The organism is Arthrobacter sp. zg-Y20 (genome assembly GCF_030142075.1).
Classification (GTDB): domain Bacteria; phylum Actinomycetota; class Actinomycetes; order Actinomycetales; family Micrococcaceae; genus Arthrobacter_B.
The window spans coordinates 874,338-888,860 of record NZ_CP126241.1 but is presented as its reverse complement, the minus strand read 5'-3'; the positions used below and the strand labels follow the sequence as shown (position 1 = coordinate 888,860).

The 14,523-nt window shown below is 67.6% G+C and carries 13 protein-coding genes; 5 read left to right on the top strand and 8 right to left on the bottom strand.

Features of this window, described 5'->3' with window-relative positions; genetic code table 11:
• Window positions 1-11: 11 nt before the first annotated feature.
• A complete protein-coding gene (locus QNO06_RS04280) occupies window positions 12-686 on the top strand; it encodes a hypothetical protein (RefSeq protein WP_227914298.1) in 675 nt (224 codons plus the stop codon).
• Window positions 687-689: 3 nt separating this feature from the next.
• On the opposite strand, the gene QNO06_RS04275 is transcribed toward QNO06_RS04280, so the two are convergent.
• Window positions 690-1,193 (bottom strand): SRPBCC family protein, encoded by a 504-nt coding sequence (locus tag QNO06_RS04275; RefSeq protein ID WP_227914300.1) that lies wholly within the window; start codon window positions 1,191-1,193, stop codon window positions 690-692.
• 121 nt (window positions 1,194-1,314) lie between these two features.
• On the opposite strand from QNO06_RS04275, the gene QNO06_RS04270 reads away from it, so the two are divergent.
• Window positions 1,315-2,043: a DUF72 domain-containing protein gene (locus tag QNO06_RS04270; protein WP_227914302.1), complete on the top strand. Its 729-nt coding sequence runs from the start codon at window positions 1,315-1,317 to the stop codon at window positions 2,041-2,043.
• A 43-nt stretch (window positions 2,044-2,086) separates the two neighbouring features.
• On the opposite strand, the gene QNO06_RS04265 is transcribed toward QNO06_RS04270, so the two are convergent.
• The 4 genes from QNO06_RS04265 to QNO06_RS04250 form a co-directional block, all read right to left on the bottom strand.
• Entirely contained in the window at window positions 2,087-3,679 is a 1,593-nt protein-coding gene (locus QNO06_RS04265; RefSeq protein ID WP_227914308.1) for an ABC transporter permease, read from the bottom strand.
• The gene (locus QNO06_RS04260) at window positions 3,676-4,578 is read right to left on the bottom strand and encodes an ABC transporter ATP-binding protein (protein WP_227914310.1); all 903 of its coding nucleotides are present in this window, start codon (window positions 4,576-4,578) and stop codon (window positions 3,676-3,678) included. Before QNO06_RS04260 ends, QNO06_RS04265 begins: the two co-directional genes overlap by 4 nt.
• Before the next feature lie 64 nt (window positions 4,579-4,642).
• Window positions 4,643-5,605, bottom strand: coding sequence for an L-lactate dehydrogenase (locus QNO06_RS04255; protein ID WP_227914312.1), 963 nt, complete (start codon window positions 5,603-5,605; stop codon window positions 4,643-4,645).
• 82 nt (window positions 5,606-5,687) lie between these two features.
• Window positions 5,688-7,433: a gamma-glutamyltransferase family protein gene (locus QNO06_RS04250; protein ID WP_231708870.1), complete on the bottom strand. Its 1,746-nt coding sequence runs from the start codon at window positions 7,431-7,433 to the stop codon at window positions 5,688-5,690.
• A 184-nt stretch (window positions 7,434-7,617) separates the two neighbouring features.
• Here QNO06_RS04250 and QNO06_RS04245 point away from each other — a divergent pair, with 184 nt between their 5' ends.
• From QNO06_RS04245 to QNO06_RS04235, 3 genes are all read left to right on the top strand, one after another.
• Window positions 7,618-8,331: a YoaK family protein gene (locus QNO06_RS04245; protein ID WP_227914315.1), complete on the top strand. Its 714-nt coding sequence runs from the start codon at window positions 7,618-7,620 to the stop codon at window positions 8,329-8,331.
• Window positions 8,332-8,466: 135 nt separating this feature from the next.
• Window positions 8,467-10,206, top strand: coding sequence for an L-lactate permease (locus QNO06_RS04240; protein ID WP_227914316.1), 1,740 nt, complete (start codon window positions 8,467-8,469; stop codon window positions 10,204-10,206).
• A 167-nt stretch (window positions 10,207-10,373) separates the two neighbouring features.
• Entirely contained in the window at window positions 10,374-11,450 is a 1,077-nt protein-coding gene (locus QNO06_RS04235) for an alpha/beta hydrolase (RefSeq protein WP_227914317.1), read from the top strand.
• Between the two features lie 16 nt (window positions 11,451-11,466).
• Here QNO06_RS04235 and QNO06_RS04230 read toward each other — a convergent pair whose 3' ends face one another.
• From QNO06_RS04230 to QNO06_RS04220, 3 genes are read right to left on the bottom strand one after another with little or no spacing between them, the layout of a single operon-like run.
• Window positions 11,467-12,084 carry a LutC/YkgG family protein gene (locus tag QNO06_RS04230; RefSeq protein ID WP_227914319.1) on the bottom strand — a complete coding sequence of 206 codons (618 nt, stop codon included), beginning with the start codon at window positions 12,082-12,084 and terminating at the stop codon, window positions 11,467-11,469.
• Window positions 12,081-13,592 (bottom strand): LutB/LldF family L-lactate oxidation iron-sulfur protein, encoded by a 1,512-nt coding sequence (locus QNO06_RS04225; RefSeq protein ID WP_227914320.1) that lies wholly within the window; start codon window positions 13,590-13,592, stop codon window positions 12,081-12,083. Before QNO06_RS04225 ends, QNO06_RS04230 begins: the two co-directional genes overlap by 4 nt.
• A complete protein-coding gene (locus QNO06_RS04220; protein WP_227914321.1) occupies window positions 13,589-14,416 on the bottom strand; it encodes a (Fe-S)-binding protein in 828 nt (275 codons plus the stop codon). The genes QNO06_RS04225 and QNO06_RS04220 overlap by 4 nt, the downstream gene beginning before the upstream one ends.
• Window positions 14,417-14,523: the final 107 nt, after the last annotated feature.

The following is a 14,523-nucleotide window of genomic DNA, read 5'->3' as shown; positions in this document are numbered from 1 at the left end:
ACACTCCCGCCATGTCCCAGTCTCAGAAGCACCCCCTGTCCCCTGCCGGGCCGGCCAAACCGGTGCGGGACCTGCCGTTGCTGTCCCGCCTGGTGTTGTTCTTCACACCGTTCAGGCGGAAGGCCCTCGGCTTTCTCGGTGCGGCGGCCACCTGGCTGCTGCTCGGCCTTCTTCCGGAAGATGACCCATGGCATCCGGTCAGGGTGCTGCAGTCCGTGATCTGGTGGGGCGCGTGGACCTTCGCGACCGTAGTGCTCGCCAATCGGCTGCGCCGGCCGCTGGCTCTGCCGCAACAGCATATGCTTGCCCTCGCCCGGGAACGCTACGGGCAGGAGGAAAGCTGGCCGTCGCCCAAACATCCGGAACAGGTGCTGGACGCCGTGGTCCGGGCCTTCCCCTCCCCCGGCGCTACGGCTTCCCGGATAGGTGAGAGCGTGCTGGTGGAACTGGGCCGTGCGTACCGCCCGGCCACCGGGCATGCATGGCGGCATCAGGACGCCGTCGTGCACCTGAAGTTCCGGCCAGTTGTTCTGGTGTTCGCCGTTCCCGGACCGGACGGCACCGGAACCCAGGTCCATGCCTGGAGCCGGGATGAACAACGGACCGGCATGTTCGACGTACTCTCGCTGGCCGATGAGATGACAGCGAGCGCCGTGGAGGCTGTCCGTGCTGCCACCACCGGCTGATGCCTATTCCGCTGGTTCCTGTTGCCGGGCCAGGTAACCGGCCAGCCGGTGGAAGGCTTCACTCCATGCGCTCTCGTGTCCTACCAATTCCGAGCCTGGCTCGAAGGGACCTTCGCGGAACGTCATGCGGGTAAGCGCATGGTCCTCACCTGCTGCCAGGGGTTGCAGCTGAACATTGATCACCCGCAGGGGACCGGCCGGCACCCCGTCCGGCTGCCGCCACTGCTGGGTGACCTCCAAACTGTGCGGCGGATCCAGGATCCGGTACTGGCCGCTCCACCAGAGCTCGTCCCCGGTGATGGCATTGACCATGCAGGCCTGGTAATCGCCGCCCACCCGCTGCTGGGCCGAGATACGGTTCGGTGGAACCACAAAACCCTCGGCTCCCCACCAGGACGTAATCCGGGAAAGGTCCAGCCAGGCTGAGTAGATGGCAGCGGGGGCGGAAGGCAGATCCCGCACCATGTGCAGGAAGTCCACCCCGTCGTCGGGAAGCTCGTCATCCATGGGGCGCTCCTAGCGGCACGGGGACGGTAAGCGGCGCGAGTGGGTCTTCCTCCAGTGTGGAACCCCGGCCCGGCGGGCACAATCCCGCCGGGGTCCGGAGCCAGCCGTTAGGTTGGATGATGTGAGCATCCATATCGGAACTTCGGGCTGGGCCTACAACCACTGGCGGAACGTGCTGTATCCGAAGGGCGTACCGGCACGCGTCTGGCTGGAAAAGTACGCGGAGGAATTCGACACCGTGGAACTGAACGGCAGCTTCTACCGCTGGCCGCGCGAAGAAGCCTTCGCTGCCTACCGGGACCGGCTGCCGGAGGGCTACGTTTTTTCCGTGAAGGCCCCGCGCGGACTCACCCACGCCCGCAAGCTGCGGGATCCGGATGAATGGCTGGGACGCATTGACCGCTGCTTCCAGGCGCTGGGGAACCGTGCCGGTGTGCTGCTGTTCCAGCTGTCCCCCGACATGGAGCGCGACGACGAGCGGCTGGACTACGTCCTCGCCCACCTGCCGCAGGACATCCGGGTGGCGGTGGAGTTCCGGCACGAGAGCTGGAACACCGAGGACGTCTTCGGGCTACTCGAGCGGCATGGAGCGGCCTATACGGTGATGAGCGGAGCCCACCTGCCCTGCACCCTGCGCGCCACCGCAGATTTCGTTTACGTGCGCCTGCACGGACCCGACCCGGAACACCTGTACGCCGGTGCCTACTCCGAGGCAGACCTGCGGTGGTGGGCCGAGCGGATCCGGGAATGGGATGCCATGGGCAAGGATGTTTATGCCTACTTCAACAACGACGGCGAGGGGCACGCCGTGCGCAACGCCCGGCGGCTGCGCGAACTGGCGCAAAGTTGATTCCTGTCGGTCCCCGTGGCTGCAGGCCGCTGCTCCGCGGTGCCTAGGCGTCGATGTCCCGCCGTCGGAACCCCGCGAATCCGGCCAGCACGAGCACAACCGTGACCGCGGAGCCCCAGAGCAGTCCGCTCAGGTCCGGAACGCCGGAGGTCACAGTGGGAACATGCCAGAACGGGCTGAGCCCCAGGACCAGGTCCGACAACCGGAGGGTCGGACCCAGCAGGGTGAGGGCAAAAGAGAGCAGCACGCCAACCCAGGCTGCGATGCTGAATCGGGGACGCACTCCCACAACGGCCACGCCCACCGCGGCGGCGGTCCACACGGCAGGAATGGTCAGCAGCGCCTGCAGGAAGCTGGAGCCGAAACTGACGCCGGTGCCTAAGGCAGCAGCGATCGCGGCGATGACTGTGCCTGAGACCAGTGTCAGCAGCGCGGGCAGGAGCAGGGCTGGAACCGCGTTGGACGCGTAGTACGTGCCCCTGCCCAGAGGCGCGGCCAGCAGCGGTTCGAGCCGGCGGTCGAGTTCTTCCGTGCGCACCCGCAGCATGAGTTGGACGCCGGTGACGGCCGCGATGATCCCCACCAGGCTCAGGATGGTTTTGATGAAGGACCGGGTGAGCTCCGAGGAGGACGCCGCTCCCCCGGCCAGGAGCTGCTGCGCTCCCTGGTTCGTGCCGAGCAGGTCCTCGACGGACGTGGACAGGTATCCGAAAACCACACCGAGGACCAGGAACGCGATGACCCAGGTGAAAGCAGCAGCACGGTTAAGCCGCAGGGCCAGCGACCAGGGTCCCCGCAGCCCCCCGTCCACCGGTCCGGGCCGGGGAGCCAGGGCCCCCTGCCCGAAGTCCCGGCGGGCTGAAAGGGCAAAGGCTGCGCCAACCAGCAGCAGCGCCAGCACGGCGGCAGGCAACAGCGGCCACCAGTTGTCCGCTTCCGCCGGGGCCGTCTGGCTGATCCAGCTCATCGGGTTGAGCCACGTGGTCCACTCAGGCGCGGCAAGTGCCTCAAGTACCCCGCGCAGCAGGAAAAGGACACCGAGGACGCTGACGGCAAGACTGTTGGCCGTCCGGGCATCCGGTGCCAACTGGGCCGCCGCTGCCGCTACTCCGGCAAACATCCATCCGCTGGCCGTGAAGGTGGCACCCAGCAGGAGTGAGTCTTCCCAGGACCCGCCGCAGAGCCCGGTGACCACGCCCGAGATGCCGCCCAACAGCACCGATCCGGCCAGCGCCAGCAGGACGGCGGACACCAACCTGGTCCCGCGGCCCATCACCCCGGAAGCGAGAAGTTCCGCTTGTCCGGAATCCTCCTGGCCGCGGGTTGCCCGGGTGACGGTGAAGACAGCTGCGAGGGCGGCCATGAAACCGCCCAAGGCCAGGCTGCGCCACGCGGTGAAGCCGTCCGCGGTCAGGAGATCACCAGGCCTGCCGAAGATAATGCTCAGCGCCGGGTTTGATCCGACGGCGGCAGCCAGGCCTAGCCGGTCCTGCTGGGTGGGAAACACCCGGGGGTAAGCCAGCACCGATGAGGCACAGAGGGCTGTGACCAAGGCGATCCAAGGCACGAAGCGGCGCCCGTCGAACTTTGCCAGCGCGGGAAGCAGCACCCGCGTGCCCGCGAGTCGGTTGCTCATGCGGCCTCGTTGCCGTCCTCGTACAGGCTGAGGAACAGCGTCTCCAACGACGGCGGTTCAACACTCAAGGAGGTCATGCCCAGCTTTGCGAGCCCCGTCATGGCCTGGTCCAGGTCCGGGCCGGCGACGGTTGCGGTCAGTCGCGGTCCGTCCAGGTGCAGGTCATGGAGCCCGCGCACATCGGCTGCTCCGGCGGCGTACTCCAGGGTGGCGCGGACGGTGGACCGCGCCGTTCCGCGCAGTTCCGGCAGGGTGCCCGCGCGCACTATGGCGCCTTCGCGGATGATGCTGAGCCTGTCTGCGAGGTTTTCCACCTCGGCCAGCACATGGCTGCTGAGCAGCACCGTGGTTCCGCGCTGTCTCGCCTTGACGATCTCATTCTGAAACACGTTTTCCATCAGCGGGTCCAGGCCGCTGGTGGGCTCGTCCAGGATCAGCAGCTCGACGTCGGCGGCCAGTGCGGCCACCAGCGCCACCTTCTGCCGGTTGCCCTTGGAGTACTGGCGCCCGCGTTTGGCCGAGTCCAGTTCGAACCGCTCCAGCAGTTCCGCCCGCCGCCGCGGGTCCAGTCCGCCCCGCAGGGAACCCAGCAGGTCAATTGCTTCGCCGCCGCTCATTCCCGGCCAGAGGGACACGTCTCCCGGAACATAGGCCAGCCGCCGGTGCAGCGGGACTACGTCCGTCCACGGGTTGCCACCCAGCAGCCGGACCGTGCCGGCGTCGGCCTTGAGCAGGCCCAGGAGCACGCGGATGGTGGTTGACTTGCCCGACCCGTTGGGCCCGAGGAACCCGTGGACCTCGCCCTGCCGGACCTGCAGGTCCACTCCCCGCAGCGCCGGGAACCTGCCGAAGGACTTCCGCAGCCCTTCGGCGTCGATGAGGCGACCGTCTGCTGTCATGGTTTCCTCCGGCTACGGTGCCGTCCCGGACCCCGCCGCAAAGCGGGGCATCCAGGCGGGAGGGCTAGATGCCCAGCGAGGCCAGCGTGTTGCGCAGGGTTTCTGCCGAGTCCATCAGTTTCTTGGTTTCGGCTCCGTCAAGCGGCATTTCCAGCATTTTGTAAACGCCGTTGTGGCCCACGACGGACGGCAGGGACAGCGCTACGCCGCTAATTCCGTACTCCCCGTCCAGCATGGCCGCCACCGGCAGCACGGCGTTCTCGGCGTTCAGCACAGCTTCCACAATCCGCACGCCGGCCAGGCCGATGGCGTAGTTGGTGGCGCCCTTGCCCTCGATCACTTTGTAGGCGGCGTTGACGACCTCGTTGGTCGCGGCTGCCAGGAATTCCTCCGTGAAGACCTGCCGTCCGCTGACTTTCCATTCCCGGATGGGGACCGGGCCGATGGTCGCGTTGGACCAGACCGGGAATTCCGAGTCGCCGTGCTCGCCGATGATGGTGGCGTGCACGCTGGTCATCAGCACGTGCGCCTCACGTGCCAGCAGCAGGCGCAGCCGCGAGGTGTCCAGCACGGTGCCGGAAGAGAAGATCCGGTTGCGCGGCAGCCCGCCGATCTTCTGTGCTGCGACGGCCAGCACGTCGGCCGGGTTGGTCACCTGGATGTAGACGGCGTCCGGGGCCTGGGCCATCAGCTGCGGGATCAGTTTCTCCAGGATCCGGACGTTGGTGCCGGCCAGGTCCAGCCTGCTCTGGCCCGGTTGCTGGCGTGCTCCGGCAGTAATAACGATGACGTCGGCACCGGCCAGGGCCTCGATGTTGCCGCCGCCGGTGACGGTACTGGCTCCCGTGAACTGCGTACCGTGGGCGAGGTCCAGGGCTTCGGCTTCGGCCTTGGCTGCGTCAATGTCATAAATGGCGATCTCCCGAGCGGTGTCCCGGATGATCGCCGCGTAGGCCAGGGAGGTGCCCACGCTTCCGGCACCCACAATGCCGAGTTTTGTGACGGGTCGGGTGGTGATGTTTGCCATTCTCACGCCTCGCTCACAATAGGAAGGAATGCCCCCACATTAGGCGGGCGCACCGCCGAACGGAACGGCGTGCACGGCAAGGTCAGCGCCCGGCTGCATATCCCTGCATTCCGCGCGGATTGGCCGCAGCCTGCAGCAGGCCGGTTCCGGGGGCGCGGGTCACCGCGGACAGCCGTCCCAGCGCCCAGTCCCCCGCCCGGGTGACCACATGGCCGCGGGCTTCGAGCCCGGCAATGACGTCCTCGCCCAGGCGGTCCTCCACCACCGCTCCGCCGGGAGTCCAGGTCCTCGGCCAGAACGAACCGGGAATGGACGTGGTGTGCAGGGCCGGTGCGTCAATGGCCTGCTGCGGCGTGTAACCGCCCACTATGGTCCGCAGCAGGTACAGCAGCTGCCACTGGTCCTGCTGGTCCCCGCCCGGGGATCCCAGGGCGGCCACCGGCTGCCCGTCCCGCAGCACCAGGGTAGGGGTCAGGGTGGTGCGCGGCCGTTTGCCCGGTGTCAGGGTGGACGGCGCCCCTTCTTCCAGCCACGTCATCTGCAGCCGCGAGCCCAGGCAGAACCCCAGCTCCGGGATGGTGGGTGAGGACTGCAGCCAGCCGCCGGACGGGGTCACGGACACCATGTTCCCCCACTGGTCGGCGACGTCGATGTGGCAGGTATCCCCGCGCGTCTCGCCGGTGGGCGCCACCGTTGGTTCGCCGACGCCGGCGAACTCCCGGCCGCCGTCGGCCGGCGGACGGTACTCAGTACGCAGCGGGGGGACGAAGGGGCTGTGCCCGGGCACCGTGCCCGGCCGGAACTCGCCGGAAGCCGTGTCAGTGATCAGGGTCCGGCGCGCGGCTGCGTAGTCCTCGCTTAGGAGGAAATCCAAAGGAACGTCTGCATCCCCGTAGTACGCTTCCCGGTCCGCAATGGCCAGCTTCTGCGCTTCCAAGATGGTGTGGGCGCCCAGCTCGGTTGAGGGGTCCAGCCGTTCATCCTCAAAGCCGGCCAGGATGGCCAGGGTTTGCAGCAATGCCGGGCCCTGGCCCCAGGCGCCGGTCTTGGCGATGGTGCAGCCGCGGAATTCGAAGGTGACGGCAGGTTCGTAGCCGGCGCTGAACGCGGCGAAGTCCCCGGGTGTAATGACCGCGGCGTGGTCGGTTCCGGAGGAATGCCGGTGCGGTGTTGAGAGGAAGTCCGCGGCGGCGCGGGCCACGAAGCCTTCGCGCCATTCCCTCCGGGCAGCGTCAATCCTGCCCGCACGGGTGGCGTTACCGGACCCGGCCGCCACGAGCCGGTCCAGCACCGCTGCGTAGGTTTCGTTGCGGATGGTTTCCCCCTCCCGGGGTGGCCGGCCTTCCGGCATCCACTGTGCGGCGGAGGTAGGCCAATGGTCGGTGAACAGCTCCGCCACCGCCTCAATGGTGGCCCCAACCCGGCCCAGGACGGGATGCCCGTTGCGGGCGTAATCCACCGCGAATGCCAGGACGTCGGCCAGCTCCCAGGTGCCGTGGTCACGCAGCAGCAGCAGCCAGGCGTCGACGGCGGCCGGAACCGGAGCGGCCAGCCCGCCTGCCCCCGGGACCAGGTCCAGGCCTTCGGCAAGGTAGTGCTCCCTGGTGGCTGCCGCAGGGGCCGGCCCCTGCCCCATCAGCACCACCGGCTCGCCCGGATTCCCGGCAGTCGCGAAAATACCGGTCAGGTCACCGCCGGGGCCATTGAGGTGGGGCTCCACAACATGCAGCACAAACCCCGCCGCCACCGCGGCGTCAAAGGCGTTGCCGCCGCGCTCCAGGACGGCCTGCGCCGAACCGGTGGCCAGCCAGTGCGTGGAGGCGCTCATGCCAAAACGGCCCTGCAGCGTTGGGCGGGTGGTAAAGGATGCAGGCGCCGTATAGCTCACGGATGTCACTTTCAGCCGGGGATGGGTAGTGGCATCCTTGCACCGCCGGCTTTTGAATACAATCGGAGTTTCAGCCCCCGGTTCTGTCTATGTGCCGGTCCCTGCCTAAGGAGACAGCCCGCCAGTGAAGCGCCTGAACGACGTGCCCACCGAACGCGTGCACCTGTGGCTGATGCTGGCCCTGACGTTCTCCACCGGGGTGGTGGACGCCGTCGGCTACCTGGGGCTGGACCGGGTCTTCACCGGCAACATGACCGGCAACGTGGTGCTGCTGGGCATGGCCTTCGCCGGGGGCGCGGACCTGCCCATCCTGCGCCCGGCCCTGGCGCTGGTGTTCTTTATGCTCGGGGCCGCCCTGGCCGGGCGCATGCTGCGCGGGGGCCCGGAGGGCTGGTCCCGCCGTACGTCCGTCTCGCTCGTAGTGGTGGCCGGCTTCATTACCGTCCTCGCCGTCTTTACCCTGGTATTCGACGTCCAGGGCGACCGGGTCCTGGGCAGCATTACGACGTCGGCCCTCGCCGCCGCCATGGGTGTCCAGGCCGCCACGGCCAAGCGCCTGAAGGTCGCCGAGATCACCACGGTGGTGGTCACGTCCACCATCACGGGCCTCGCCTCCGATTCCCGGCTGGCCGGGGGCAACAGCCAGTACTGGGTCCGTCGCATGCTGGCCGTCGCGCTGATCATGCTGGGCGCCGTGGCGGGAGCGGCGGCCCTGAACGTGGGCGTCTGGCTGGGGCTGGTCATCTCGGCGCTGATTTCCATCAGCGTGGCAGCCGCCGGCTACGTTCGGCACCACCGCGAGCGCAGCGGCGCGGGCGAGGAACTGCCTGCGGGCTGACACCGGACGCGTGGGCGCATTCCGGCCTGGGAGCACTACTGCACCCTTCCCGGGGGTTACCTGCCGGAGGCACCGCCGTACGCTTAATGGACGCTTGCATGCTTTCTCCACCCAGCGGACTGACGCGAGGTGTCCATGGAGAGCTTCACTCCCAGCACGGATCCGGTAGCCAACAGCGTAGCCCTCTCAGCCCTTGTGGCCTTGCTGCCCCTGCTGACGTTTTTCCTGCTCCTGGCCTTTGCCAAAACCCGGGCCTACGTGGCCGGGGCCTGGGCGCTGCTGGTGGCCCTCGCCGTCGGAGTGTTCGGGTTCGGCATGCCGCTGGGACTGGCGCTGCTCTCGGCCACGCAGGGCGCCGCCTTCGGCCTGTTCCCGGTGGTCTGGATCATCGTGATGGCCGTGTGGCTGTACCAGGTGACCGTGCTCAGCGGCCGCTTCGAGGACCTGCGGCGGGTATTCGATGCGATAGGCGGCGGGGACCTGCGGGTCCAGGCCATCCTGGTGGCGTTCTGCTTCGGCGGTTTGCTGGAGGCCCTGGCCGGTTTCGGCGCTCCGGTGGCCATCACGGTGACCATGCTGCTGGCGCTGGGGATTGCCCCCATCCGGGCGGCGTCGGCGGTGCTGGTGGCCAACACCGCGCCGGTGGCTTTCGGCGCCCTGGCCATTCCCATCACCACGGCGGCGAACCTGACCGGCTACACCGGCGAAGATTTGGGCTCCATTGTGGGACGGCAGACACCTGTCCTTGCCCTGTTTGTGCCGCTGATCCTGCTCTTTATCCTGGACGGGCGGCGGGGCCTGCGGGACTGCTGGCCGGTGGCACTGTTTACCGGCGTCGTGTTCTCGATTTTCCAGTTCCTGTGCTCCAACTACTTCTCCTACGAGCTCACCGACATTGTGTCTTCGCTGGTGGCGATGCTCGCAGCGGTGGGGTTCCTGCGCTTTTGGCATCCCCGCAACGGTGCCGAGGCGGGCCGGCGGATGAACGCGGAACTTCAGGAGGCGCGGGCCAGCGGCTGGACTGCGGCCGGGTCCGGCGCGGCGGCCGCTGTGCAGACCTCGGCCCATGACACCGCAGCGGACCGGTTGACCCCGTCCCGCGCCTGGATGGCGTTGTTTCCATACGTTGCCGTGATTGTGGTGTTCGGCTTCGTGAACCTGTGGACCTGGGGCATCAACGTGCCCGAGGCCCTGGCGAAGACCATCATCAAGATCCCCTGGCCGGTGCTGCATGACGCCCTGCTGGACAGCAGCGGGCAGCGCCAGTCCTCCACCATCTACTCCTTCGAGTGGCTGATCAGCCCCGGCACGCTCATGCTGATCACCGGGCTGATTGTCACCCTGGTTTATTCGCGGTTCAACGAGGACGGGCGGTATCCGCTGTCCATCGGGGCGGCCCTGCGGGAAATCGGCACAACAGCGGTGCGGATGCGTTCGGCCGCGCTGACCATCCTGGCGGTCCTGGCCCTGGCCTACGTGATGAACTTTTCCGGCCAGACCGTCTCGATCGGCACCTGGCTGGCGGCCACCGGTTCCTTCTTTGCCTTCCTGTCCCCTGTGCTGGGCTGGATCGGCACGGCAGTGACCGGGTCCGACACTTCCGCCAACGCCCTGTTCGCCAAGCTGCAGCAGACGGCAGGCATCGAAGCGGGCCTGAATCCCCAGCTGCTGGTCGCCGCCAATACAGGCGGCGGCGTGATGGGCAAACTGATCAGTCCGCAGAACCTTGCCATCGGTGCCGCCGCGGTGAACATGAGCGGCCAGGAATCCGTACTGCTGCGCAAGGTGGTGGGGTGGAGCGCACTGTTGCTCCTGGCCATGTGCATCCTGGTCTATCTCCAGTCCACGCCGGTCCTGGAGTGGATGCTGCCCTAGGCTCTTCACTGCTGCGAGCTATTCACTGCTGAGCCCTGCCCGCCTTCCCCCTTCCCGTGGCCGGGGCTACACCTTCGTATGAGATCCGGCACGTTGCCCGGCTGGAAGCCATCGCTGGCGGCGAACTTCGAAAAAACGGTGCTTCGGCAGGTCCTAACTTAAAAAGCGTGAAGTTCCTGTCGCTGAAGGCAGCGGTGGTGTTGGCCGGGGCGGCCGCCGCTGCTGGAACAGCTGCCGCCGCTGCCCTGCACTGGGATCCCCGAACCTCTGCCATGCTGATCCGCGGAGTCTTCTCCGGCGCCGGCAAAATGCAGCCCTCGCAGCCGGTCCTGCACCTTCCGCGGGGCAGCGTCACCAGCCACATGGGACTGCGGTACCTCGGCTCCGCCGTGAACCCCTCCCTGGACCTTTTCCTGCCCGCGTCGGCGAGCGCGCCGCTGCCCGTAGTGGTCTGGGTCCACGGAGGTGCCTGGATCTCCGGTTCCAAGAAAGACGTGGAGCCCTACCTGCGGGTTCTGGCAGGCTACGGGTACGCCGTCGTCGGGCTTGGCTACACCATTTCCCCCAAGGCCTGTTATCCCACAGCCGTGCGGGAACTGAACTCCGCCCTCGGCTATTTGCGCGAACATGCGCAGAAGTACGGCCTGGACCCGGACCGGATTGTCCTGGCAGGCGACTCAGCCGGAGCCCAGCTCGCAGCCCAGCTGGCCCTGGGCATCACCAGTCCGGACTACGCGCGACTCACTGGCATAGTCCCCGCCGCCGCCCCGGAACACCTGCGTGGGATCGTGCTGAACTGCGGCCTGTACGACTTCAAATCCGTGGCCCGGCTCACCGGCACTTTCGGGTGGGGCCTGAAGAAGGCCCTCTGGTCCTATACCGGGTCAAAGGACTGGGCTGCCACCGAGGCAGCAGGGCACATGTCCATCTTCGAGCACGCCAACGGGAAGTTCCCGCCCGCCTACATAGCCGCCGGCAACAGTGATCCGCTGACCGAGAACCAGTCCCTGCCACTGGCCGACCGGCTGGAAGAACTTGGGGTCCCAGTGACCCGCCGCTTCTGGCCCAGGGACTACCGCCCGGCGCTGGGCCACGAATACCAGTTCCGGCTGGACCGGCCGGAGGCCCGCCAGACGTTGCAGGAAACGGTCCGGTTCCTGGACACCGTCACCCGGCCGACGGCGCAGGCGCAGTCCCCCAGCCGGCTATACCGGCAGCCGGCGAGGGAGAAAATCAGCGCCTAGGCTGCTGCCGCGGCGCTCAGCGGATAATCACCACGTCCAGGGTCCGCGGCCCGTGTACGCCTTCCACCCGTTCCAGCTCAATGTCGCTCGTGGCGCTGGGCCCGCTGATCCAGGTCAGGGGGTGGGTGGCGTCCAGCCGGCGCAATGCCTCGGGCAGCACTCCGGTGATGTCCCGGGCCCGGACCAGGCAAATGTGGTGGTCCGGAATCAGGGAAATAGCACGGCGGCCCTGATCCGGACTGCCGTCCAGGATGATGGTGCCGGTCTCCGCCACGGCGGCGGCGCTACCGGTCACCACGGCACCGGCAGCATCCAGTTGCGCCACGGAAAGCGGGTCCTCCGCGGAGTCCACCATTCGCCCGGGCGCCAACGCCGTCCAGCGTTCATCCAGCCCTTCCGGAACCACGTAGGAGGGAGCTCCCGCCAGCAGCTCCGCCACACGGACGGGCACCCCGGCCTCGTCCACCACGCTGACTCCCGCCTTGTAGTCAACCAGCCGGTCGCTGAGCAGTTCAATGAGTTCGTCCTCAGCCTTACCGGACTCGTGCCGGTAGTTCCGCGGGATGTCCCCAGCTGCCGGCGCATCATGAAGGGCCGACCGCAGCCGGTCCAGAATCTCCGTACGGGCGCTCATGCCTTCTCTTTCGACGATGTGTTCCCGCGTTCCTTAGCCCACCAGTCCCGGAAGGACCGGGCAGGCGGCGCCGGGAGGTCCCTGCTCTGTGTCCACCCGGCGGCAATGCCGGGAAGTTTCTTGATCTTCTTGTCCGGCCCCGCCGCCAGTTGTCCCAGCGGCAGCGCCTTTTCCACCAGTGCCATCCGGCGCCCGGACCCCATGGCCCAGGAGGCGGCCTTCATGGCCACGTCCATCTGCCCGGGCAGTTTCTTCTTCCCGGCCGCATTCCCGCGGCGGCTCTCCACGTCCACGGACCGCAGGTGGACCAGGATCTCCGGAATGTTGATCTTCACCGGGCACGCGTCGTAGCAGGCACCGCACAGGGACGACGCGTACGGAAGCGAAGCGTTTTCCTCCGAGGTGATGCCGGTCAGCAGCGGAGACAGGATGGCGCCGATGGGCCCCGGGTAGGTGGACCCGTAGGCGTGTCCGCCGGTCCGTTCGTAAACCGGGCAGACGTTCATGCAGGCGCTGCAGCGGATGCAGTGCAGGGCGGACCGCCCCATCTCATCGGCGAGCGCGGCGCTGCGGCCGTTGTCCAGCAGCACCAGGTGCACGTCCTGCGGTCCGTCCCCCTTGGTGACTCCGGTCCAGAACGAGGTGTACGGGTTCATCCGCTCCCCCGTGGAGGATCGCGGCAGCAGCTGCATAAACACTTCCAGGTCCTGGAAGGACGGCAGCAGCTTTTCCACCCCCATCACGGTGATCAGGGTTTCGGGCAGCGTCAGGCACATCCGTCCGTTGCCTTCGGATTCGACGACGCCGAGCGTCCCCGAATCGGCTATGGCGAAGTTCGCGCCGGAGATGGCCACTTTGGCGGAGAGGAACTTGCGGCGCAGGTGCATACGGGAGGCTTCTGCCAGCCGGGCCGGGTTGTCGGTGAGGTCCGGGTCCACGCCGGGCATCTCGCGCAGGAAAATATCGCGCACCTGGCTGCGGTTCTTGTGGATGGCCGGCACCAGGATATGGCTGGGCTTGTCGTGGTCCAGCTGGACAATCAGTTCAGCCAGATCGGTTTCGAAGGCTGCAATGCCCTGCTCTTCGAGGTATTCGTTCAGGCCGATTTCCTGGGTGGCCATGGACTTGACCTTGACCACTTCGTCGGCGCCGGCGTCGCGGATCAGGTCCCGCACAATCCGGTTGGCTTCGGCAGCGTCCCGGGCCCAGTGGATGGTCCCGCCGCGCGCGGTGAAGTTCGCTTCGAACTGCTCCAGCAGTTCGGGCAGGCGCGCCATGACCGAGGCCTTGGTGGCGGCGCCGGCATTGCGCAGTTCTTCCCAGTCCGGCAGTTCGGCCACCACGCGCAGCCGCTTGTCCCGGATGGTGTGCGTGGCGTGGCCCAGGTTGGCGCGCAGCTGGGTGTTGCCCAGTTCCCGTTGGGCCGCGGCCGGGAACGCCTCCGTGGCGTGCAGGTTGCCCTGCCCGTAGGCCGGCAGGGCAGGCATGCCCAGATAGGTGGAACTCATCTCCGGGCCCTTTCCGCGATGCTGCCGGCGGTGCTCCCGGCCGGCTTCCGGAGCGCGTCCGGTGCCGGTGCCGGGTCCTCGCGGGTGCTGGCAAGGATCTCGGCGAAGTGCAGGGTGGCGATGCTGCTGCCCTCCCGGGATAGCCCGCCGCCGATGTGCATCAGGCAGGATGCGTCGCCGCCGGTGCACAGCTGCGCGCCGGTGGCGGAGATATTCGCGTCTTTGTCCGCCAGCATGGCCGAGGACACATCGGCGTTCTTGAGGGAAAAGGTTCCGCCGAAGCCGCAGCACTGGTCCGCCTGCGGCAGGGGTTCCAGTTCCAGGCCTTCGACGGTGCGCAGCAGGTTCGACTGCCGGTCACCGAGCCGCAGCAGCCGCATTCCATGGCAGCTGGGGTGGTAGGTGATCCGGTGCGGATACCAGGACCCCATTTGCGCGGCCGCATCCGTCACGCCCAGGACGTCGGTGAGCAGGGCGGACAGTTCATAGGTGCGGGCGCCGACGGCGGTGGCGCGGGCTTCCAGGTCCTTGTCGCCGATGGCGCGGGCGAGCATGGCGTGCTGGTGTTTCACGGAGGCGACGCAGGAACCGGAAGGTGCCACGGCGACGTCGTAGTCCTCCGCCTCAAACGCCTCCACGTGGTTCCGGATGACCGGTACCGCCTCGGGGAAGTACCCCGAGTTCAGGTGCATCTGCCCGCAGCAGCCCTGGCCTGCAGGGAACACCACCTGGTGTCCGAGCCGCTCGAGGATGGACACCGTGGCGCGGGCAGTGGACGGATACATGGCGTCCACAATGCAGGTGGCAAAGAGTGCAATCTTCATTGGTTGCCTTTCGGCCGAGCCGGTCCTTCGCGTTCTGCCCATCTTCAAACATACTCCCCCGCATTGGTATGCCTGACGCCGGTTTCACGCCTGTTTGTCGTGCGCGA